This window comes from Mesorhizobium sp. B2-3-13 (assembly GCF_006442195.1).
In the GTDB taxonomy this organism is placed as follows: domain Bacteria; phylum Pseudomonadota; class Alphaproteobacteria; order Rhizobiales; family Rhizobiaceae; genus Mesorhizobium; species Mesorhizobium salmacidum.
This window is the reverse complement of the sequence record NZ_VFVQ01000014.1, coordinates 148,026-168,098: the sequence shown is the minus strand read 5'-3', so window position 1 is coordinate 168,098 and position 20,073 is coordinate 148,026. Positions and strand designations below refer to the sequence as shown.

At 63.0% G+C, this 20,073-nt stretch carries 19 protein-coding genes and 1 other RNA gene; 14 read left to right on the top strand and 6 right to left on the bottom strand.

Annotated elements, in window-relative coordinates; all coding sequences use genetic code 11:
• Nucleotides 1-26: 26 nt before the first annotated feature.
• From FJ941_RS18375 to FJ941_RS18365, 3 genes are all read right to left on the bottom strand, one after another.
• On the bottom strand, nucleotides 27-1,895 hold the full coding sequence (locus FJ941_RS18375; protein WP_140507747.1) for an extracellular solute-binding protein: 1,869 nt from the start codon (nucleotides 1,893-1,895) through the stop codon (nucleotides 27-29).
• Between the two features lie 14 nt (nucleotides 1,896-1,909).
• Nucleotides 1,910-3,787, bottom strand: coding sequence for an extracellular solute-binding protein (locus FJ941_RS18370; protein ID WP_140507724.1), 1,878 nt, complete (start codon nucleotides 3,785-3,787; stop codon nucleotides 1,910-1,912).
• Between the two features lie 165 nt (nucleotides 3,788-3,952).
• Nucleotides 3,953-4,591 (bottom strand): cytochrome c family protein, encoded by a 639-nt coding sequence (locus FJ941_RS18365; protein ID WP_140507722.1) that lies wholly within the window; start codon nucleotides 4,589-4,591, stop codon nucleotides 3,953-3,955.
• Between the two features lie 193 nt (nucleotides 4,592-4,784).
• On the opposite strand from FJ941_RS18365, the gene FJ941_RS18360 reads away from it, so the two are divergent.
• Nucleotides 4,785-5,513 (top strand): 3-deoxy-manno-octulosonate cytidylyltransferase, encoded by a 729-nt coding sequence (locus tag FJ941_RS18360; protein WP_140507720.1) that lies wholly within the window; start codon nucleotides 4,785-4,787, stop codon nucleotides 5,511-5,513.
• Nucleotides 5,514-5,522: 9 nt separating this feature from the next.
• Nucleotides 5,523-6,386, top strand: a complete 864-nt coding sequence (locus tag FJ941_RS18355; protein ID WP_140507718.1) for a prephenate dehydratase — start codon at nucleotides 5,523-5,525, stop codon at nucleotides 6,384-6,386.
• 1 nt (nucleotide 6,387) lies between these two features.
• Here FJ941_RS18355 and FJ941_RS18350 read toward each other — a convergent pair whose 3' ends face one another.
• The 3 genes from FJ941_RS18350 to FJ941_RS18340 are packed head-to-tail and all read right to left on the bottom strand — an operon-like array spanning nucleotide 6,388 to nucleotide 8,130.
• Entirely contained in the window at nucleotides 6,388-6,687 is a 300-nt protein-coding gene (locus FJ941_RS18350) for a Dabb family protein (RefSeq protein ID WP_140507716.1), read from the bottom strand.
• Nucleotides 6,688-6,714: 27 nt separating this feature from the next.
• Nucleotides 6,715-7,659 carry an NAD(+) diphosphatase gene (gene nudC / locus FJ941_RS18345; RefSeq protein WP_140507714.1) on the bottom strand — a complete coding sequence of 315 codons (945 nt, stop codon included), beginning with the start codon at nucleotides 7,657-7,659 and terminating at the stop codon, nucleotides 6,715-6,717.
• Between the two features lie 51 nt (nucleotides 7,660-7,710).
• A complete protein-coding gene (locus FJ941_RS18340; RefSeq protein ID WP_140507712.1) occupies nucleotides 7,711-8,130 on the bottom strand; it encodes an HIT family protein in 420 nt (139 codons plus the stop codon).
• A 144-nt stretch (nucleotides 8,131-8,274) separates the two neighbouring features.
• Here FJ941_RS18340 and ffs point away from each other — a divergent pair.
• The 12 genes from ffs to FJ941_RS18280 all read left to right on the top strand — a co-directional run bounded on the left by ffs (nucleotide 8,275) and on the right by FJ941_RS18280 (nucleotide 20,046).
• Nucleotides 8,275-8,371: signal recognition particle sRNA small type (gene ffs / locus FJ941_RS18335), an RNA gene on the top strand.
• Nucleotides 8,372-8,473: 102 nt separating this feature from the next.
• Nucleotides 8,474-10,303: a DNA polymerase III subunit gamma/tau gene (locus tag FJ941_RS18330; RefSeq protein ID WP_140507710.1), complete on the top strand. Its 1,830-nt coding sequence runs from the start codon at nucleotides 8,474-8,476 to the stop codon at nucleotides 10,301-10,303.
• Nucleotides 10,304-10,334: 31 nt separating this feature from the next.
• Nucleotides 10,335-10,658, top strand: coding sequence for a YbaB/EbfC family nucleoid-associated protein (locus FJ941_RS18325; protein ID WP_027142071.1), 324 nt, complete (start codon nucleotides 10,335-10,337; stop codon nucleotides 10,656-10,658).
• Between the two features lie 15 nt (nucleotides 10,659-10,673).
• Nucleotides 10,674-11,081 (top strand): hypothetical protein, encoded by a 408-nt coding sequence (locus tag FJ941_RS18320; RefSeq protein ID WP_140507708.1) that lies wholly within the window; start codon nucleotides 10,674-10,676, stop codon nucleotides 11,079-11,081.
• Between the two features lie 253 nt (nucleotides 11,082-11,334).
• Nucleotides 11,335-12,354, top strand: coding sequence for a cell wall hydrolase (locus FJ941_RS18315; RefSeq protein ID WP_140507707.1), 1,020 nt, complete (start codon nucleotides 11,335-11,337; stop codon nucleotides 12,352-12,354).
• A gap of 77 nt (nucleotides 12,355-12,431) precedes the next feature.
• Nucleotides 12,432-13,037 (top strand): recombination mediator RecR, encoded by a 606-nt coding sequence (recR, locus tag FJ941_RS18310; protein ID WP_140507706.1) that lies wholly within the window; start codon nucleotides 12,432-12,434, stop codon nucleotides 13,035-13,037.
• 26 nt (nucleotides 13,038-13,063) lie between these two features.
• Nucleotides 13,064-14,344 carry a lytic murein transglycosylase gene (locus tag FJ941_RS18305; RefSeq protein ID WP_246673869.1) on the top strand — a complete coding sequence of 427 codons (1,281 nt, stop codon included), beginning with the start codon at nucleotides 13,064-13,066 and terminating at the stop codon, nucleotides 14,342-14,344.
• 261 nt (nucleotides 14,345-14,605) lie between these two features.
• Nucleotides 14,606-16,249 carry an ABC transporter substrate-binding protein gene (locus FJ941_RS18300; RefSeq protein WP_140507704.1) on the top strand — a complete coding sequence of 548 codons (1,644 nt, stop codon included), beginning with the start codon at nucleotides 14,606-14,608 and terminating at the stop codon, nucleotides 16,247-16,249.
• A gap of 18 nt (nucleotides 16,250-16,267) precedes the next feature.
• Nucleotides 16,268-17,329, top strand: coding sequence for an ABC transporter permease (locus FJ941_RS18295; RefSeq protein WP_140507702.1), 1,062 nt, complete (start codon nucleotides 16,268-16,270; stop codon nucleotides 17,327-17,329).
• A 190-nt stretch (nucleotides 17,330-17,519) separates the two neighbouring features.
• Nucleotides 17,520-18,446: a nickel transporter permease gene (nikC, locus tag FJ941_RS18290; protein ID WP_140507701.1), complete on the top strand. Its 927-nt coding sequence runs from the start codon at nucleotides 17,520-17,522 to the stop codon at nucleotides 18,444-18,446.
• Nucleotides 18,443-19,288: an ABC transporter ATP-binding protein gene (locus FJ941_RS18285; RefSeq protein WP_140507699.1), complete on the top strand. Its 846-nt coding sequence runs from the start codon at nucleotides 18,443-18,445 to the stop codon at nucleotides 19,286-19,288. The genes nikC and FJ941_RS18285 overlap by 4 nt, the downstream gene beginning before the upstream one ends.
• Complete coding sequence (locus FJ941_RS18280; protein WP_140507697.1) at nucleotides 19,285-20,046, top strand: ABC transporter ATP-binding protein; 762 nt, start codon at nucleotides 19,285-19,287, stop codon at nucleotides 20,044-20,046. The genes FJ941_RS18285 and FJ941_RS18280 overlap by 4 nt, the downstream gene beginning before the upstream one ends.
• Nucleotides 20,047-20,073: the final 27 nt, after the last annotated feature.

Below are 20,073 nucleotides of genomic sequence, written 5' to 3'. Positions count from 1 at the left end.
CCATGCGTCCTGCTCGTGCGAACATATCAGCCTTTGCCAATTTTTGCCGCCTTGCCCTTATCGAACCACCACAGCGTCTCGACCGGAAAGCCGAAATCGGGCTTTTGCTCGACAAAGCCGAACATATCCCAATAGGCGACGCGGTGATTCGCCAGGAACCAACTAGGAATCCAATCGCATCGCGCGCGCAAGACCCGGTCGAGCGCACGCATGGCCACGGTCAGGTTTTCACGGTCCTTTGCCGCGCCCACTGCGTTGATCAGCGCGTCGACCGCGGGATCGGAGATACCCGGCAAGTTACGGGAACCGGAGACGCCGGCGGTGCTCGAATGGAAGAAGACTTCGAGATCGTCGCGAGTTGGCGTCGCGCTGAACGAAAAAGCAGCAGACAAGAGGTCGAAGTCGAAACTCGCCTGTCTCGCCTGGTATTGCGCCGAATCGACCAGCCGGATCGTGGCGTCGATGCCGATCGCCTTCATATTGGCGACCCAGGGCGAATAGACCTGAACGAAGGTATCGTCGTCAACCATAAACTCGGCCGAAAGCCTGCCACCCTTGGCATTGACAACGAAGTCACCCGACCGTTTCCAGCCGGCCGCGGACAGAAGCTTTGCCGCCTGGCCAAGCAGCTTGCGGTCACGGCCGGAGCCGTCGGATGCGGGCTGGGTCACTGCCTTGCCGAAGACCTCTGCCGGGAGATGGCTTCGCAGCGGCTCCAACAAAGCGAGTTCCTGCGGCGAGGGCAGCCCTTCGGCGCGAAAATCCGATTTCTCGAAGCACGATTGCGAGCGCTCGTAGGAGCCGTAGAAGAAGTTGCGGCGAGTCCATTCGAAGTCGAAGCACAGCGCAATCGCCTGCCTCACCCTGGGATCGTGAAATTGCTCGCGCCGCTGGTTGACGGCCGTGGCCTGCATGGACGGCCGCTTCTCGGCCGGGAATTCGTGCTTGATCACCTTGCCGGCGGCCAAGGCCGGAAAGTCATAGCCGGTGGCCCAAACGCGTGACACGAATTCCTCGCGATACGTGATCTCACCCTTCTTGAAGGCTTCGAATCCGGCGTTGCGGTTCTGGTAGAACTCGATGCGGATACGGTCGAAATTGTTCTGGCCGCGATTGACCGCAAGGTCGCGGCCCCAATAGTCCGCCACCCGGTCGTATTCGATCCACGCCCCGGCCGAAAGGCGCCCCACCTTATAGGCACCTGAGCCGAGCGGCGCGTTCAATTGCGAGGAATCGAATGGATTTGCCGTGTAGAAGGCTTTGGACAGGATCGGGAATTCCACCACGTTGAGCACGGTGCGGGCGGATTGCTTGCCGGAAAAAGTAAGCCGCAGCGTGCGGTCATCGACGGCAACGGCATCGACCATATGCGTCAGCGACAGCGATAGGTCGGGATGGCCCTTCTCCTTGTAGAGCTTGAAGGTGAAAGCTGCGTCCTGCGCCGTCAGCGGCGTGCCGTCATGGAAACGCACCTCGGGCCGAAGCGAGAAGGTGAAGCCATTGCGGTCGTCGGAGAGCGTCACGCCATCCGCGATCTGGCCATAGACCGCGTCGGGTTCGTCGAGCGCCCGCACCATCAGCGCGTCGAAACACATCTCCATGCGCGGCGGCGCGTCGCCCTTGTTGGCGAAGGAGTTCAGCGTGTTGAAGGTCTGGGTATCCTGATTGTAGCCCCAATTCGGCGGCGAGAAATTGAAGATGCCGCCAACAGGCGCGTCGAGATTGACATAGTCGAAATGCGGGAAATTAGGCTTGTATTTGAGATCGCCGAAGGCGGACAGACCGTGCAGCTTGGTGCCGGTCGCAATATCGGCGAAAGCCTTGCGCGGCAGCAAGGCGGCGGCAGTGGCAGCCGCGCCAAGGGCGAGAAAATCGCGGCGGGGCAACACCGCCATTGATCTTCTACCCATCAATTGCCGCCCTTGTATTTGGCCGCCAGCGCTTTTTCCTTGTCGAGATCGACCCACCAGGAATCGATATCGGCGCCTACATAGGCAGGCTGCTTGTCGGGGAACTTGAACTTGTTCCAATAGGCCAGCCAGACCGCGGAACGGTAATATTGCGGCACCACATAGAAGTTCCACAGCAGGACGCGGTCGAGTGCGTGTGTGGCGGCGACGAGATCATCGCGATCGGTGGCGAAGATGATGCGATCGACCAGCGCGTCGACGATTGGATCCTTGATGCCCATCAGGTTGCGCGAACCAGGCGCATCGGCCGCCTTGGAACTCCAGAAATCGCGCTGCTCGTTGCCGGGCGAATCCGACTGGCCGAACAGACCCGTCACGACATCGAAATCAAAGTTGTTGACGCGGTTGATGTACTGCGTCTGGTCGATGATGCGCAGAGTAGCGTCGACGCCGATCTTGCGCAGATTGGCTATATAGGGGCTGGCGATCACCTGGTCTGTGTCATTCCAGCCGAGGATCTCGAACTTGAACGGTGCGCCTGTCTTGGCGTTGACCATCTTGCCGCCCTTGATGACCCATCCGGCCTTGGCGAAGAGATCGACGGCCTGCTTCAGGTACTTTCGCTCCGCTTGCGGAGAGTCGTAGACAGGCAGCTTGAATTCCTGGGTGAAGAGTTCCGGCGGCAGCTTGTCGCGGTATTTTTCCAGGATTTCCAGTTCCTTGCCCTGCGGCAATCCGCTGGATGCTAGTTCGGTACCCTGGAAATAGCTTGATGTTCGGGTATTGAAACCGAAGAACAGTGTACGATTCATGCTTTCGAAATCGAACGGTATGGTCAGTGCTTCGCGGACCAGCCGGTCTTGGAACAGCGGCCGCCTCTGGTTGAGAGCAAAGCCCTGCATCGGCTGTGGCGAGTGGGTCTGGAAATCCTTCTTGATGACGTCGCCGGCCTTGATGGCCGGGAAATTATAGGCCGTCGCCCATTTGCGGGAACTGTATTCACGGTTGATGTCTTCCAGCCCGCCCTTGGTGAAGGCAAGCCAGGCGGCATTGTCGTCGAGGATGTAGGTGTATCGGCGCGTGTCGAAATTCTCGCGGCCTACCTTCACCGGCAGCTTGGCCGCCCAGTAGTCCGGTACGCGTTGCCAGACGATCTCCGAACCCGGCTTGAAGCTGGCGATCTTGTAGGCGGCCGAGCCGAGCGGGATTTCCAACGTCGGCCTGGTGACGTCGCGCTTCTTGCCGCTGGCGTCCCTGCCTTCCCACCAGTGTTTCGGCAGCACGGCAAGGTCGCCCATGATCTTGGGCAGTTCGCGGTTGCCCTTCTGGTTGAAATGGAATTCGACCTCGCGGTCGGAGATTGCCACCGCATCGGTGACGTTCTCGAAATAGCGGCTGTATTGCGGGCTGTTCGCCTTCAGCACCTTGAACGACCAGATCACGTCGTCGACGGTGATCGGCTGGCCGTCATGCCATTTGGCGCGCCGATCGAGCCGGTACGTCGCCGAGGAATAGTCAGCCGGGTATTTGTAGGCGTCGGCGATCAGGGGATGGCTGACGCTGCCCTCATCGGTCGCCTGCTCCATCAGCGTGTCGTAGAGCAGGCCGCCGCCGTATCCGACGAGACCCGCCGCCGGCGATCCCTGGACGATATAGGGATTGAAGCTGTCATAGGTGCCAAGCAGCACCGAATTCAGCGTGCCGCCCTTCGGCGCGTTCGGATTGACGTAGTCATAGTGCTGGAAATTGTCGCCGTATTTGGATTCGCCGATCAGCGATGAGGTGGTCCGCCACTCGTCGGCCCGGGTTGCCTGCAACCCCGCCGCCAGCAGGGCCGCCGCCAGCAACGACCTTAGAAGCGTTCGGCCAACCGTCATGCACTATCCTCTTCGCCATGCCTGCGGATCATCCAGACGCAATCTAGATGATTTGGCGCTCGTGAAAACCGCCATGCGCGGCTTTGTCGCCGCACCATGCGTTTTTTCCCTAGCGAAAAAGCCGGGCAGAACCCGGCTTTTTCAAGATGACCACGGTATTTCCGGTTATTTTGCCGGTGCGGCCGGCGCCGCAGGCTTTGCCGGGGCGGCTCCATCAGCTGGCTTGGCGGGCGCGGAGGCGTCCGCGGCGGCGCCCGGCGCCGGCAGCGGCTTGGGGTTGTCCGACAGCGTGCGCAGATAGGCGATGACGTTGGCGCGGTCTTCCTCCTTCGGCAGGCCAGCAAAGCCCATCGCCGTGCCCTTCACGAATTTCTTCGGCGAAGTGATGAAGTGGTTGATGTTGTCGTAGGTCCACTTCTCGGAGCCGCCCTTGGAGAATTCCTTCATGCCGGCCGAATACGCGAAGCCTTCATGCTCGGCGACCGGGCGGTCGACGAGATCCCAAAGATCGGGGCCGACCTTGTTTGGGCCGCCCTTTTCGCCGGAATGGCAGGCCTGGCACTTCTTGAAGATGGCAGCGCCCTGGTCGACGCTGGCACTGGCCAGGAGGTCGGCGATCGGCTTTTCGGCTGCTGCCGGCGCAGCCGCGCCGCCTTCGGCAGGTTCGGTCGCCTCGATGGCGAAGCCGGGCTTTTCCGGCGCGGGCGAGGCAAACAGCGCGTCCGACACCAGGCCGACCGAGAAAACGACGAAGACAGTTCCAAGCAATCCGGCGAGCAGTTTGTTGACTTCGTTGGAATCCATTCGCCCCTTGCTCCCTTTTCCGGCGGACTGATCCGTCCACTCCGTCCGTCGGTATCGAGACCTGCCCTCCAGAGCCGGTCAAATCGGGCGGAAACTAGGTCTTTTGCTCGGGCGTTGCAACACCTATAAGGGCGCTGCCAGTGAGACCTTTTGCCACTTTTCCCCTCCTCGTTTCGGACGCCTTGCCAGACCGATGTCCACCTTGATCCTGATACCGGCCCGCATGGCCTCGACCCGCCTGCCGGGCAAGCCGCTGGCCGATATATCAGGCGCGCCGATGATCGTGCATGTCGCCCGCCGCGCGGCCGAAGCCGGCCTTGGCCGGGTGGTGGTGGCGACCGACACGCAGAGCGTGGCCGAGGCGGTGCGCGCGCATGGCTTCGAGGCGGTGATGACGCGCATGGATCATGAGTCCGGCTCGGATCGCATCCACGAGGCGTTGGTTGCTCTTGATCCCCTGGGCAAGGTCGAAACGATCGTCAATGTGCAGGGCGACCTGCCGACCATCGATCCTGCCATCATCGCCGCCTCGCTCAGGCCGTTCGAGCACGCCACGGTGGATATCGCCACGCTCGGCGTCGAGATCGTCCGCGAGGAGGAAAAGACCAATTCCAACGTCGTCAAGATCGTCGGCTCGCCGCTCTCCGGCACGCGGTTGCGGGCGCTCTATTTCACCCGGGCCACGGCACCGTGGGGCGAGGGGCCGCTCTATCACCATATCGGTCTCTACGCCTATCGCCGCGCCGCGCTCGAGCGTTTCGTCGCGCTGAAGCCGTCGCCGCTGGAGCGCCGCGAGCGGCTGGAGCAGCTCCGGGCACTGGAGGCCGGCATGCGCATCGACGCCGAGATCGTGCAGTCGCTGCCGCTTGGCGTCGACACGCCGCATGACCTGGAACGCGCCAGGGAAATTCTTTCAAACTGAGATATCCGCATGCCTGAAAAGACCAACAGAATATCCTTCCAGGGCGAGCCGGGCGCCAATTCCGACACCGCCTGCCGCAACGTCTATCCCTCGATGGAGCCGTTGCCTTGCCCGACCTTCGAGGACGCGTTCAATGCCGTCGAGACCGGCAAGGCCGATCTCGCCATGATCCCGATCGAAAACACCATCGCCGGACGCGTCGCCGACATCCACCATCTTCTGCCGGAATCGAGGATGCACATTGTCGGCGAATATTTCCTGCCGATCCATTTCCAGCTGATGGTGCTGCCCGGCGTCAGGCGCGACGAGATCAAGACCGTGCACACCCACATCCACGCCCTCGGCCAGTGCCGCAAATACATTCGCAAGAACGGCTGGAAGGGAGTAGTCGCGGGGGACACGGCGGGCGCCGCCAAGATGGTCTCCGAGGTCAAGGACCGCACCATGGCCGCGCTGGCCCCGGCGCTGGCCGCGACGCTCTACGGGCTCGACGTCATCGAGGAGAATGTCGAGGACACCGACAGCAACGTCACCCGCTTCGTGGTCCTGACCAAGAGCAAGCAATGGGCCGAGCGCCCGGCACCCGACGTCAAGATGATGACGACCTTCATCTTTCGCGTCCGCAACGTGCCGGCCGCGCTCTACAAGGCCATGGGCGGCTTCGCCACTAACGGCATCAACATGACCAAGCTGGAGAGCTATCAGCTCGGCGCCTTCACTGCGACGCTGTTCTACGCCGACATCGAGGGCCACCCAGACGATCCGCTGGTCAAGCTGGCGCTGGACGAGCTTCGCTTCTTCTCGCGGGAAGTGCGGATCCTCGGCGTCTATCCGGCCAGCGAGTCACGCGAGCAGTGGAAGGTGGCGGATTGAGCTACCAGCCCAGCGGCACGTAGTCGATTTCCATGAAGGTCTCGACCTCCGGTACCCAGCGGTCGCGCACGAAGGCGACATGATCGGGATGGTCGTTGTACCTGGTGTAGGCGGCCTGGTCGGCGAACTCCATCGAGAAGCCGAACCGATAATCGTTCTTGGGGCTGATCTGCCGCAATTGCTCGAAATGCGTGACGCCCCGGATCGCCGAGAGGATTTTCCTGGCGTCGACGAGAAATCGCTTTTCCTCCAGCGAATGCGGCGGGTGCTTCAGCGTGAAGACGACGGTGTGACGGATCATTTGTCTCTCCTGTAATGACTTCGATATTCACAATTCGCTGTCGACCCAGGCACGGATGAGGTGATGCGCGATGGCGCCTTTCGGCGGCGTGACCAGGGCGTGGGGGTGCGCACGGTCCAGCATCAGGCGCACCTCGTCGCGCAAAAACCAGCGGCAGTCCTCCAACTCGTCGAGATCGGCCTGGATATCGTCGTTGAGCGGCTCGCCGAAGCAGCCGATCATCAGCGAATAGGGAAACGGCCAGGGTTGGCTGGCGTGGTAGACGACGCGGCCGAGCCGTATTCCGGCTTCCTCCAGCGTTTCGCGGCGCACCGCCGCCTCGATCGTCTCGCCCGGCTCGATGAAGCCGGCAAGCGCCGAATACATCCCCGGCCCGAAATGCCGGCCGCGCCCGAGCAGGCATTTCTCCCGCGTCGCCGTCAGCATGATCGCCACCGGGTCGGTGCGCGGAAAATGCTCGGTGCCGCAATTGGGGCAATGGCGTTTGTAGCCACCCGCCCGCATCTGCGATTCGGTGCCGCATTTGCTGCAGAAGCGGTGGCTGGCGTGCCAAGCCAGCAGGGCCGCCCCTTGCGCCATCGCGCCGGCGGCGGCCTCGTCGATCAGCCCTTGCATATAGACCGAGCGGTAATCGATCGCCTTGACGGTTTCAGGCAACTGTTCGGCATCGATGCCGGCCAAGACCGCCAGTACCGGCCCCTGTTCGGAAAACCCGAGCAGGACACTTTGGTCGAAGGAAGGGCGGAAGGGCTCGCTCTCGGCGACGCGGTACCAAGGGTCGAAACCGCCATCCGCCAGTTTCAGGTGGAGCCGGCCGCCATTCATCAAAAGCAGCCGTGTCGTCGGATCGGCCAGCGCCTTGTCGACCGAATCGTCTGCGCGGTTCTCGGATTGCCGGTCGATCGTGTTGCCGGCAAAGCCGACGAACTGGCTCGGCTCACGCAGGGGCGCGTCAAACAGGCGGAAGCTCATAGGGACTCTGCTGCTTTGGGATGGACATGCTTGGATGGACACGGGGAAGGCTTATAGCGCTGCCCTTATCGTTTCGGCAAACCGGCGCAGGTCGGAACGCTCATACGGCTCTCGCAGGCCATGTCCCCACACCGGGCCGGGCCAGCCGGGGTCGCCCTCGGACCGTGCGATGATGTGGACATGCAGTTGGCGCACGATGTTGCCGAGCGCGCCGGTGTTGATCTTGGTGCAGCCGCTCACCTTCTTCAGCGCCTGCGCCACCATGTTGGTCTCGAAGGTCAGCATCGCCTGGTCGAGCGGCGTCATGTCGTGGATCTCCTCCGCGCCCGGCCGCTGCGGCACGAGGAGCAGCCATGGCCAGCGGCGGTCGTTCATCACCCGCAATTCGCACAGCCCAAGCCACATCAACTGCTCGCTGTCAGCCTCCAGCCGGGCATCCAGCGTGAATCCGGCCTTCAGGCCCGGCAGCATCGGCGTTTCCCTTGCTTTTCTTGGCTTCCTCAAACCCTGAACGCTAAAGCGGCTGCACCGGGGCTGCAAGCGAATCTCGTGGTTCGCGGTGCCGATTTGCCTGCGCACTTGCATTTCGTCGCGCAATTGCCGATATGGACAGCGGGAGGTTGGTGGTGGACGATCCACTCGCCAACCGGGTCAGGTCCGGAAGGAAGCAGCCCTAACGAGCCCGGAACGGGTCATTGTTCCAGCCTCCCACCTCATCGGCCCTCCTCGCGACATTGACGACGCATTGCAGCGCGGGCGAGACTATGCGCAGGAATCGGCGCCTTTGGGCGGCCTTTTGGAGCTTAACGGGCGAATGAGCGAAGCCGGAAATTCGGGGCCCGATAGTCTGGCGACGGGCAAGGCCGCTGCCTATCGCGTGCTGGCGCGCAAATACCGTCCGTCGAATTTCTCCGAGCTCGTCGGCCAGGAGCCGATGGTGCGCACCCTCACCAACGCCTTTGCCACTGGCCGCATTGCCCAGGCCTGGATGCTGACCGGCGTGCGTGGCGTCGGCAAGACCACGACGGCGCGCATACTGGCGCGTGCCCTGAATTATAAAACCGCCATCGTTGACCAGCCCTCGGTCGACCTCGCCGTGCTTGGCGAGCATTGCCAGGCGATCATGGAAGGCCGCCATGTCGACGTCATCGAGATGGACGCCGCCTCGCACACCGGTATCGACGACATTAGGGACATCATCGAGCGCGTGCGCTATGCGCCCGTCTCGGCTCGCTACAAGGTCTACATCATCGATGAAGTGCACATGCTGTCCACGCAGGCCTTCAACGGCCTGCTGAAGACGCTGGAAGAACCGCCGCCGCACGTCAAGTTCATCTTCGCCACCACCGAGATCCGCAAGGTTCCGATCACCGTCCTGTCGCGCTGCCAGCGCTTCGACCTGCGGCGCATCGACGCCGGCGCGCTGGTCGCGCATCTCTCCTCGATCGCCGGCAAGGAAGGCATTTCAGTCGACGACGACGCGCTGGCCATGATCGCGCGCGCTGCGGAAGGTTCCGCCCGCGATTCGCTCTCCATTCTCGACCAGGCGATCGCCCATGGCGCCGGCTCCGTCAGCGCCGAGGCCGTTCGCGCCATGCTTGGCCTGGCCGACCGCGCCCGCATCGTCGATCTGTTCGAATATGTGATGAAGGGCGATGTGGCGGCAGCACTCGGCGAATTCCGCGCGCAATACGACACCGGTGCCGATCCGGCCGCCGTGCTCACCGATCTGGCCGAGTTCAACCACCTCGTCACCCGTTTGCGCTTCGTGCCGACCGCCATGGACGATGCCTCGCTGTCGCAGGACGAGCGCCAGCGCGGCGCCGATTTCGCCAGGGCGCTGTCGGTCCGCGTGCTGTCACGGACCTGGCAGATGCTGCTCAAGGGCATTCCCGAAGTGCAGTCCTCCAACCGGCCGGTCAGTGCCGCCGAAATGGTGTTGATCCGGCTGGCGCACGCCGCCGACCTGCCGACATTGGACGAGGCGCTGAGATCGCTGGAGAGCGGTGCTTCGACGACTGGCGCCGCGCCGCGCCCGAACGGCGCGCCCGTGAACCCCGGCAATGGCGGTGCAGGCGGCAAAGGCGCCAGCGCCGTGGCGCAGGCGCGCATTCCTGGCGGGTCGGGCGGCGCGCAGACCATGCGGCTGGTCGAGGCCACGCCCGCTCCGGCCGCCTTCGTAGCGCCCCCGCAACCTGCGCCGGAGACGCAAGCCGTACCGCTGAAATCGCTGGCCGACATCGTTGCCCTCGCCGACGCGCAGCGCGACATCGCCTTCAAGGTGCTGGTCAAGCGCTGCATCCGGCTGGTGCACATCGAACCCGGCCGCATCGACGTCAGCCTGACCGATGACGCGCCCAAGATGCTACTCAACGAGCTGACGACGAAACTGCGCGCCTGGACCGGCCGCAGCTGGCTGGTGTCGCTGTCGAAGGAAGACGGCGGCCAGACGTTGGCCGAAATGGAATCGACGAAGCGTGAAAACGCCTTCCTCGACGCCAGGAACGACCCGACCGTGGCCGCCATCCTGGCCCGCTTTCCCGGCGCCAAGATCATCGATGTGCGAATTCCAGATACGCCGGACGCCGACGCGACCGACGCCGAAATCCCGGTCGAGCCGCCGGCCGATGACGACGAACCCTGATATCCAGCACTAATCCGCAAAGGATCGGACCATGAAAGATCTTCTCGGCCTGATGGGCAAGGCGAAGGAAATGCAGGCCAAGTTCCAGGCCATGCAGGATGAGATCGCCACGGTCGAAGCCGTCGGCCAGGCCGGCGGCGGTCTGGTCAGCATCACGTTGAGCGGAAAGTTCGACATCAAGTCGCTGAAGATCGACCCCTCTTTGTTTAGGGAAGACGAGGTCGAAATCCTCGAGGATTTGATTCTTGCCGCGCACAATGACGCCAAGGCCAAGGTCGAGCAGATCATGCAGGAAAAAACCAAGGCGTTGACCGCCGGCCTGCCCATCCCGCCGGGAATGAAACTGCCTTTTTAGGCGTTCGGTGCGCCCATGATCGGCGAGCCGTCAGAAAGACTGATCGAGCAGCGTATCCGCAACAGGATCTACGAGATTCTGGAGATCCTCGCCGACTGCGATGCAGGTGTCGATCTCGTCGGCATCAAGGGCTACTTCAATCTCTTCGAGGATTTCGTGCACCGCCCGTCGATCGAGGCCGGCACGTCGGCGCTTTCGAAGGATGAACGCGCCATCGTGCTGGAAATCGCCGAGTTCCTGGAGGCGGCCTCCGAAACAAATCCTGATTTCACCAAGGCCGAGTTCATCGATAGCGACTGGCCGGGCAAGATCGCGCCGACGGCCAGGGAGGCGCGGGCGCTGTTTCTCAGGCGGGGCCTGTTTTCAGACACGATCGAAGAGATCGAACCCGGTTGGCCGGCAGCAATCGCCGCCGGGCGATAGACTGTTCTGGGAAGCCGTGGCGCGCTCTTCCCGGCAAAAAGCGTATGGCGTTTACCCCAGCGGAATTGCGGCAAAACGAAGAAAAGGCGGTTATTGTCCGTGTGAAACGACGGCCCGATCCATCTGGAAAGCCTCGATTTGTGTCAATTAGGCAACAGTCCGCCGTTAATAACGTTTTGGCCATCATTTTGCCCGAAAGTGTCTCATTCTTGCCGCAGCCTGGGGGCGGGCATTGAAGTGAGAGGGTTACCTGTTGATAGCCACGCGATGGAAGACGCCGCTATTGCTCGGCGTCGTCACGTCTCCCCTTTTCTTGGCCGCTTGCAGCCAGACCACCTCGCACGGCATGTCGGTCGCCAGCCTGACCGACGCCATCACGCCGAGCTTCCTGAGTTCGCGCGCCTACAGCCATACGCCGAAGGACAGGGAATGCCTGGAACGGGCGATGTTCTTCGAATCCAACCGGTCGAGCCGCGATGGCATGATCGCCGTCGGCACGGTGGTGATGAACCGGCTGCGCTCGGGCAATCATGGCAGCACCATCTGCCAGGTGGTGGGCGAGCCCGGGCAGTTCGCGCCGGGCGTCATGACCAGGGCGATGAATTCACGTGCAATGCCCGATGTCGAGGAGGCCGCCGACGCCGTGCTCAAGGGCGAGCGCAAGGCCAAGCTCAAGAACACGATGTATTTCCACACCGCCGGCCTGCGCTTCCCCTACAAGAACATGCACTACACCATGGTTGCCGGCGGCAATGCCTTCTACGAAAAGCGCGGCCGCAACTGGCAGCCGCTGCCGGATGAGCCGATGGTCGCGTCGGCCGAGTCGCCAGCCGCGTTGCCGGGAGTACCCGCGACGCGTGTCGCGTCCGTCGAGATGGTGCGCCCGGCCAAGGCGACCGCCCGCAATGCCCCGGCAGAACAGGTCTACATGACCGCAGCGGCGGAACCGGCCAAGCCGGCGCCCGCTCGCACTGCTCCCGCGCAGCAGACCTATCTGACCGCATCCGCGGCGCCGTCGGCAAAGTCCGCGCGAGTCCAGGCGAAGCCAATCGAAATTGCGATGCAGGAGCCGATGGAAGAGCCGGACGCCGCCCGTTTTGGCGGAACCTTGAACAGCGGAACCTTGAACAGCGGAACCTCGAACAAAAGGGTCATCTCCTCGGTCCAGGACGCTCCGCAGGAAGCATCGATGGGATTCCAGTCGACGCCTGAGAACACCGACGCCATAGGCGCGATGATCGTCAGCCAGGGTCGCCCGCTCGAAACCAACTGATTCTCGCATGGCAGCATGGCGGACCGTGCGTCGACAGGGATGTTTCAAACCGCTCTGAAAAATCCTAGATCAGTGCGATGTCCAAGCGAATCGCCGGTCCCGAGATTGAACGCCTGATCCAGCTTCTGGCCAAGGTGCCGGGGCTTGGCCCCCGTTCAGCTAGGCGCGCGGCGCTGCACCTGATCAAGAAGAAGGAACAATTGCTGTCGCCGCTCGCCGCCGCCATGGGCGAGGCCGCCGACAAGGTGCGCATCTGCTCGACCTGCGGCAATGTCGACACCTCGGACCCCTGCATGATCTGCACGGACCCACGCCGCGATGCCGCCACCCTGATCGTCGTCGAGGACGTCTCGGATCTCTGGGCGCTGGAGCGGGCGGCGGCGATGAATGTGCGCTACCATGTGCTCGGCGGCACGCTTTCGCCGCTCGACGGCATCGGCCCCGATCGGCTCAACATCCGTTCGCTGGTCGACCGCATAGCCGGCGGCGAGGTCAAGGAGGTCATCCTCGCCGTCAACGCGACGGTCGAGGGCCAGACCACCGCGCACTATCTCACCGATCAGCTCTCCGGCTTCGAGGTCAAGATAACGCGTCTGGCGCACGGCGTGCCGGTCGGCGGTGAACTCGACTATCTCGACGAAGGTACTCTGGCCGCCGCGCTGCGCTCGCGCACGGCGTTTTGACCAGATCGGCGGAGAGGATGCGCACGATGACCGTCACGCATCTTTTGAGGCAGGTGGTGCACGCCCCCCAACCTCTCAGGTTGGCTTTGCTTTCCTTTCTGGCCGCACTCCTCGCCGTCCTCCTCACCATCCCCGCATCCGCCGCCATCGACGACCAGTTCCGCGCATGGCTCCAATCCGACCTCTGGCCCGACGCCAAGGCGAAAGGCATTTCCAAAAGCACGTTCGACGCCGCGTTCACCGGCATCGAGCCCAATCTCGATCTCCCCGATCTTGTCTTGCCAGGCGAGAAGCCGAAGACGCCGCAAAAGCAGCACCAGGCCGAGTTCGGTTCGCCCGGCGCCTATTTTGCCGAGAAGACGGTTCGTGCGGTGACATCGGGTGGACGCACCCGCGAAGCCGCCAATGCCCGCACGCTTGCCGCGATCGAAAAGCGTTACGGCGTGCCGGGTGAAATCCTTCTGGCGATCTGGGGCCGCGAGACCGGATTCGGCGCGGCGAAGATGCCCTACGACGCCTTCGAGGTGCTGGGCACCAAGGCGTTCATGTCGACGAAAAAGGATTTCTTCCGCACCGAGCTGCTGGCGGCGCTGGAAATCGTCGAACGCGGGCTGGCCCCGGTCGGCGCGATGAAATCGTCCTGGGCCGGCGCGCTCGGCCAGCCGCAATTCATGCCGACCTCTTTCCTGAAACATGCTGTGGATTTCGACGGCGACGGCCGCGTCGACATCTGGAATTCGACGCCTGACGTGCTGGCCTCGATCGCAAATTACCTTGTCCATTATGGCTGGGTGAGGGGACGCGGTTGGGGTTTCGAGGTGACCGTTCCCGAGAGCGTCTCCTGTTCGCTGGAAGGCCCGGACCAGGGCAAAAAGATTTCGCAATGGGCCGCCATGGGCATCAAGCGCGTGGGCGGCAAAGCGTTCCCGGCGAGCGAGCTGAAGACGGAAGGCTTCCTGCTGATGCCGGCCGGCCGCAGCGGCCCGGCCTTCATCGCCACCCCCAATTTCTACGTGCTGAAGGAATACAACACCAGCGACCTCTATGCGCTGTTCATCGGCCACGGCGCCGACCGCATTGCCCATGGCGATCAGAATTTTTCCGGTAACTGGGGTCCGGTCGGCGATCTCCACCGCTCCGATATCGCCGCCTTGCAGCGGACCCTTGAAGCCAAGGGCTATGATGTTGGCAGCGCCGACGGCCTGCCGGGCTTCAAGACCCGCCGCTCGATCGGCAGATGGCAGGAAAAGAATGGTCAGGCGGCCACCTGTTTTCCTGATGCCGGTCTGGTCGCCGCGCTGAAATAGCTTCGAAATTTTAGCAGATTTTTCACGATCCGCGGCGTCATTTGGCCGCGCATGCGTCGACACGCCGCCGTGCATTCTGCTCCACTGGGGCTGTCTCGCAAATCCTCGTTGCCGGGCCGGGTGCCGCCGGATAAGGTATTGACCAACTGGACAAAAACCACGACGTTGGTGGCTCAGAGGCTCTCGTCGAGCCTTGAAAGAACACCGCAACCCTGAGCCGGGAACTCAGGTCAACAAACAACAAAACAGGGAACAATCATCATGATGATGGAAAAGCTTGCTCTACGATCCCGCACCTTGCTTGCGGGCGCCGCAGTGTCGGCGCTGCTTCTGGCCGGCGCGCCGGCTGGCGCGGTCACGCCCGCCGACACGCTTGTCGAAGGTTTTGCCATCGACGACATCATCTCGATGGATCCGGGCGAGGCGTTCGAGCTGTCGACCGCCGAAGTCACCGGCAACACCTATGACCTTCTTGTGCGCCTCGACCTCAGCGACACCTCCAAGGTCAAGCCCGACCTCGCCGCAAGCTGGACCGTCTCCGACGATGGCCTGACCTATACGTTCAAGCTCAAGCCGGGCCTGAAATTCGCTTCCGGCAACCCGATCACCGCCGCCGACGTCGCCTGGTCGTTCGAGCGTGCCGTCAAGCTGGACAAGAGCCCGGCCTTCATCATCGATCAGTTCGGCATCAGCGGCGACAACGTCACCGAAAAGGCCAAGGCGGTCGACGACACCACCTTCCAGTTCACCGTCGACAAGGCTTACGCGCCAAGTTTCGTCCTGAACTGCCTGTCGGCCACCGTCGCCTCCGTTGTCGACGCCAAGCTGGTCAAGGAACATGTCGCGGCGGTGACGCCGAGCGCCGACTACAAATGGGATAATGACTTCGGCAATGCCTGGCTGAAGACAGGCTATGCCGGCTCGGGCGCCTACAAGCTGCGTGAATGGCGTGCCAACGAGGCGGTCGTCATGGAGCGCAACGACAATTATTACGGCGAAAAGGCCAAGCTCGCCCGCGTCATCTACCGCAACATGAAGGAAAGCTCGGCCCAGCGCCTGGCGCTTGAAGCCGGCGATATCGACGTTGCCCGCAATCTCGAGCCGAATGACCTCGACGCCATCGCCAAGAACGCCGACCTCACCACCACCAGCGCGCCGAAAGGCACCGTCTACTACATCAGCCTCAACCAGAAGAACCCGAACCTCGCCAAACCCGAGGTCCGTCAGGCCTTCAAATACCTTGTCGACTATGATGCCTTGAGCTCGACCATCCTCAAGGGCATTGGCGAAATCCACCAGACCTTCCTGCCCAAGGGCGTGCTCGGCGAACTGGACGAAAACCCGTTCAAGCTCGACGTCGCCAAGGCCAAGGAACTGCTGGCCAAGGCAGGCCTGCCCGACGGCTTCAGCGTCACGATGGATGTACGCACCGGCCAGCCGACCACCGGCATGGCGGAATCGATCCAGCAGACGCTCGGCCAGGCTGGCATCAAGCTGGAGATCATTCCGGGTGACGGCAAGCAGACGCTGACCAAATACCGCGCCCGCAACCACGACATTTATATCGGCAATTGGGGCCAGGACTATTTCGATCCGAACTCCAACGCGCAGACCTTTGCCTCGAACCCGGACAATTCGGATGCAGGCAAGTCCCACACGCTCGCCTGGCGCAATAGCTGGGACATTCCGGATCTGACCAAGGAAACGGAAGCGGCACTCCTGGAGAAGGATTCGGGCAAGCGCGCCGATATGTACAAGGATCTTGAGAAAAAGATTCTCGACACCAGCCCCTTCGTCATCATCCACCAGCAGCTGGAAGTCGCGGGTCTGCGCAAGAACCTCAAGGGCTTCGCGCTCGGTCCGAGCTTCGACACCAACTTCGTCGGGCCGGTTTCCAAGGAATAGTGTTCGCGGACACGCCGCATGAGCGCGATCGAAAACGAGGGCGGGCGCGGCAGCGCCCGCGCCGTCGCCCTTGCATCATCGCTCGGCCGTTTCCTGGTCATTGCGGTGACCACCTATCTTGGTCTTCTCGCGGTCACCTTCTTCATTGGCCGCGTCATCCCGATCGACCCGGTGCTCGCCGTTCTGGGCGACCGGGCACCCGCCAATGTCGTGGAGCGCACGCGCCGCGAGATGGGCCTCGACCTGCCGTTGATCGAGCAGTTCTATATCTATGTGAAACACGCGCTGAGCGGCGATTTCGGTATCTCGGTGCTGACCACAAACCCCGTCATGACCGACATCCGCCGCGCTCTTCCCGCAACGACGGAACTTGCGACATTGGGGACACTGATCGGCGCGCTGTTCGGTGTGCCGCTCGGGGTGCTGGCCGCGGTCAAACGCGGCAGTCTCATCGATCAGATCGTGCGCATCATCGGCCTGATCGGCTATTCCGTACCCATCTTCTGGCTGGGTCTGCTGGGTTTGGTGCTGTTCTACGCCAAGCTGCAGTGGGTGGCCTTCCCTGCACGGCTCGACATCGTCTACGAATACACTTTCACGCCGATCACCGGTTTCTACCTGCTCGACTCCGCGATGCAGGGACAGTGGGACGTCTTTTACGATGGTTTCCGCCACATCATCCTGCCGGCCTCGCTGCTCGGCTATTTCTCGCTCGCCTATATCAGCCGCATGACGCGCTCGTTCATGCTCAATGAGCTCGCCCAGGAATATGTCGTCGCGGCGCGCGCCAAGGGCCTGTCGGAAACGCGCATCATCTGGGGCCACGCGTTGCGCAATGCCGCTGTGCCGATGGTGACCGTGATCGCGCTGTCCTATGCCGGGCTGCTCGAGGGCTCGGTACTCACCGAGACCGTCTTCTCCTGGCCGGGCATCGGCCTCTACATCACCAACTCGCTGCAGAACGCCGACATGAACGCGGTGCTCGGCGGTACCATCGTCATCGGCTCGGTGTTCATCGGCATCAACCTTCTGTCCGACCTGCTCTACCGTGTGCTCGATCCGAGGACCAAGACAGGATGAGTAGAGGTATTTCGGGCTTGGCTGCGGCTAGTCACCCCCACTCCGGCCCTTCGGGCCACCTCTCCCCCTGCCAGGGGGACAGGAAAAGGCGGTCGCATGCTTGGCGCCTTTCCTTTCCCCCGTCGAACCGGGGAGAGGTGGTCTGCGAAGCAGACCGGAGCGGGGGTCGACAGCTTCAAGGGGCATCGTCATGACCGTCTCCGACGCCCGCCCCTTCTCCCGTCGCGCATGGTTGCTGTCGGAGCGGCCGGCATCGCGCATGCAGGCAAGGCTCGGTCGCGCCTATGTCGCGTGGCGGCGCTTTTCCGCCAATCGTCTGGCCTTTGTCGGTCTGCTGATCATCATCGCCCTGCTGCTCGTCGCCGCCCTTGCCGGTGTGCTGGCGCCGTATTCGCCGACCTTCGGTGACTTGAAGAACGCGCGGCTGCTGGCGCCGAGTGCGCAACACTGGTTCGGCACCGACGACCTCGGCCGCGACATCCTTTCGCGCATTCTCTACGGTTCGCGTTGGACCCTCTATGTGGTCATTCTGGTCGCCATCATCGCGGCTCCCATCGGTCTTCTGGTCGGCACCGTCGCCGGCTACGCCGGCGGCTGGACCGATGCCATCCTGATGCGCATCACCGACATCTTCCTCGCTTTCCCCAAGCTGATCCTGGCGCTGGCCTTTGTCGCCGCCCTCGGTCCCGGCATCGAGAACGCGGTGCTCGCCATCGCCATCACCTCCTGGCCGCCCTATGCCCGAATTGCCCGCGCGGAAACGCTGACCGTGCGCAATTCGGATTACATCAAGGCGGTGCAACTGATGGGCGCCTCGCCCTTCCGTATCGTGCTGCGCCACATCATGCCGCTCTGCATCTCCTCGCTGATCATCCGCGTCACGCTCGACATGGCCGGCATTATCCTGACCGCCGCCGGCCTCGGCTTCCTCGGCCTTGGCGCGCAGCCGCCACTGCCCGAATGGGGCACGATGATCGCGTCGGGGCGCCGCTTCGTGCTCGACCAATGGTGGGTGGCCGGTGCGCCGGGCTTCGCCATCCTCATCGTCAGCCTCGGCTTCAACCTGCTTGGCGACGGCCTGCGCGACGCACTCGATCCCCGGAGCGGTGACCAATGAGCGGCCAGACGGGGACACTGCTTGAGGTAGATGATCTGCGCGTCACCTTTCCGACCCGTACCGGCATGATCGAGGCGGTGCGCGGCGTCTCCTTTTCGCTCGGCCGCGAACGGCTCGGCATTGTCGGCGAGTCCGGCTCGGGCAAGTCGCAGACGGGCCGCGCCATCATGGGCCTGACACCGCCGCAGGCCCGGATATCAGCCAGCAAATTGACCTTCGACGGCATCGACCTGCTCGGCGTCTCGCCACGCCAACGCCGGGCGCTGCGCGGCAACCGCATCGCCATGATCCTGCAGGATCCGAAATATTCGCTCGACCCGGTGATGAGCATCGGCCGCCAGATCGTCGAGACTTTGCGCACCCATGAAAAGGTCGGCAAGGCCGAGGCGCGCGAGCGCGCGCTGGCCATGCTGGAGGCGGTGCAGATCCGCGATCCCAAACGTGTCTTCGACCTGCATCCGCACGAAGTATCCGGCGGCATGGGCCAGCGTGCCATGATCGCCATGATGCTGATCGCCGGGCCGGAAATGATGATCGCCGACGAGCCGACCTCGGCGCTTGATGTCACGGTGCAGCTCGACGTGCTCGGCATTCTCGACAGGCTGGTCGCAGAGCGCGGCATGGGGCTGATCTTCATCTCGCACGATCTGCGTCTGGTCTCGTCCTTCTGCGACCGCGTCATCGTCATGTATGCCGGCAAAGTGGTCGAGCAGCTCAAGGCTTCGGAACTCAGCCAGGCGCAGCATCCCTACACGCGCGGCCTGCTCAACTGCATGCCCAAGATCGGCGCCGACCGTCACCCGCTGCCGGTGCTCGACCGCAAGCCGGAGTGGGCGGCATGACTTCCGCGATTGCCATCGACAGGCTGGAGGTGATCTTCGACCGCTTCCGCGCGTTGAAGGGCGTCAGCCTCGATGTGCAGCCGGGTGAATCCTTCGGCCTGGTCGGTGAATCCGGCTCAGGCAAATCGACACTGCTGCGAGCCATAGCCGGCCTTGCGCCGGTCGCCTCGGGCAGCATCACCGTCAACGGCAAGACGCTCGGCACGCGCCGCGACAAGGCTTTTTACCGCGAAGTGCAGATGGTTTTTCAGGATCCGTATGGCTCGCTGCATCCGCGCCAGACCGTCGACCGCCTGCTGCAGGAGCCGCTTGCCATCCACGGCTTTGCCGATGGCGAAAAGCGGATTGAACGCGCACTCGACGAGGTCGGCCTCGGCAACGGTTTTCGCTTCCGTTATGCGCACCAATTGTCGGGCGGCCAGCGCCAGCGCGTGGCGATCGCGCGCGCGCTCATCCTCGAGCCCTCGATCCTGCTGCTCGACGAGCCGACCTCGGCGCTCGACGCCTCGGTGCAGGCCGAAGTGCTCAACCTGCTGGAGGAAGTCCGCCGGCGGCGCAAGCTGACCTTCCTGATGGTCAGCCACGACCTCGCCATCATCACCCACATGTGCGAGCGGCTGATGGTGATGCAGGGCGGCGAGGCGGTGGAGAATCTGGTGGCGAACGACCTCGTCGAGCGCCGCGTGACGAAGGATTATACGCGCAACCTGCTCAGGGCGAGCGACGGGTTTGTGAGAACCGCCTCCGATCAAGTTTGACGATAGTTGTCCGACGCAAAGTGTATT

Excerpts from the sequence above, each read along its gene's own strand:
- nudC (WP_140507714.1), bottom strand. The coding sequence starts at position 7,659 with ATGAGCTTCCGCCTGTTTGACGCGCCCCTGCGTGAGCCGAGCCAGTTC.
- FJ941_RS18305 (WP_246673869.1), top strand. The coding sequence starts at position 13,064 with ATGACCGTCACGCATCTTTTGAGGCAGGTGGTGCACGCCCCCCAACCT.
- recR (WP_140507706.1), top strand. The coding sequence starts at position 12,432 with ATGTCCAAGCGAATCGCCGGTCCCGAGATTGAACGCCTGATCCAGCTT.
- FJ941_RS18370 (WP_140507724.1), bottom strand. The coding sequence starts at position 3,787 with ATGACGGTTGGCCGAACGCTTCTAAGGTCGTTGCTGGCGGCGGCCCTG.
- FJ941_RS18300 (WP_140507704.1), top strand. The coding sequence starts at position 14,606 with ATGATGATGGAAAAGCTTGCTCTACGATCCCGCACCTTGCTTGCGGGC.
- FJ941_RS18340 (WP_140507712.1), bottom strand. The coding sequence starts at position 8,130 with ATGCTGCCGGGCCTGAAGGCCGGATTCACGCTGGATGCCCGGCTGGAG.
- FJ941_RS18325 (WP_027142071.1), top strand. The coding sequence starts at position 10,335 with ATGAAAGATCTTCTCGGCCTGATGGGCAAGGCGAAGGAAATGCAGGCC.
- nikC (WP_140507701.1), top strand. The coding sequence starts at position 17,520 with ATGACCGTCTCCGACGCCCGCCCCTTCTCCCGTCGCGCATGGTTGCTG.
- FJ941_RS18285 (WP_140507699.1), top strand. The coding sequence starts at position 18,443 with ATGAGCGGCCAGACGGGGACACTGCTTGAGGTAGATGATCTGCGCGTC.
- FJ941_RS18365 (WP_140507722.1), bottom strand. The coding sequence starts at position 4,591 with ATGGATTCCAACGAAGTCAACAAACTGCTCGCCGGATTGCTTGGAACT.
- FJ941_RS18375 (WP_140507747.1), bottom strand. The coding sequence starts at position 1,895 with ATGGCGGTGTTGCCCCGCCGCGATTTTCTCGCCCTTGGCGCGGCTGCC.
- FJ941_RS18330 (WP_140507710.1), top strand. The coding sequence starts at position 8,474 with ATGAGCGAAGCCGGAAATTCGGGGCCCGATAGTCTGGCGACGGGCAAG.
- FJ941_RS18360 (WP_140507720.1), top strand. The coding sequence starts at position 4,785 with ATGTCCACCTTGATCCTGATACCGGCCCGCATGGCCTCGACCCGCCTG.
- FJ941_RS18355 (WP_140507718.1), top strand. The coding sequence starts at position 5,523 with ATGCCTGAAAAGACCAACAGAATATCCTTCCAGGGCGAGCCGGGCGCC.
- FJ941_RS18320 (WP_140507708.1), top strand. The coding sequence starts at position 10,674 with ATGATCGGCGAGCCGTCAGAAAGACTGATCGAGCAGCGTATCCGCAAC.
- FJ941_RS18295 (WP_140507702.1), top strand. The coding sequence starts at position 16,268 with ATGAGCGCGATCGAAAACGAGGGCGGGCGCGGCAGCGCCCGCGCCGTC.
- FJ941_RS18350 (WP_140507716.1), bottom strand. The coding sequence starts at position 6,687 with ATGATCCGTCACACCGTCGTCTTCACGCTGAAGCACCCGCCGCATTCG.
- FJ941_RS18280 (WP_140507697.1), top strand. The coding sequence starts at position 19,285 with ATGACTTCCGCGATTGCCATCGACAGGCTGGAGGTGATCTTCGACCGC.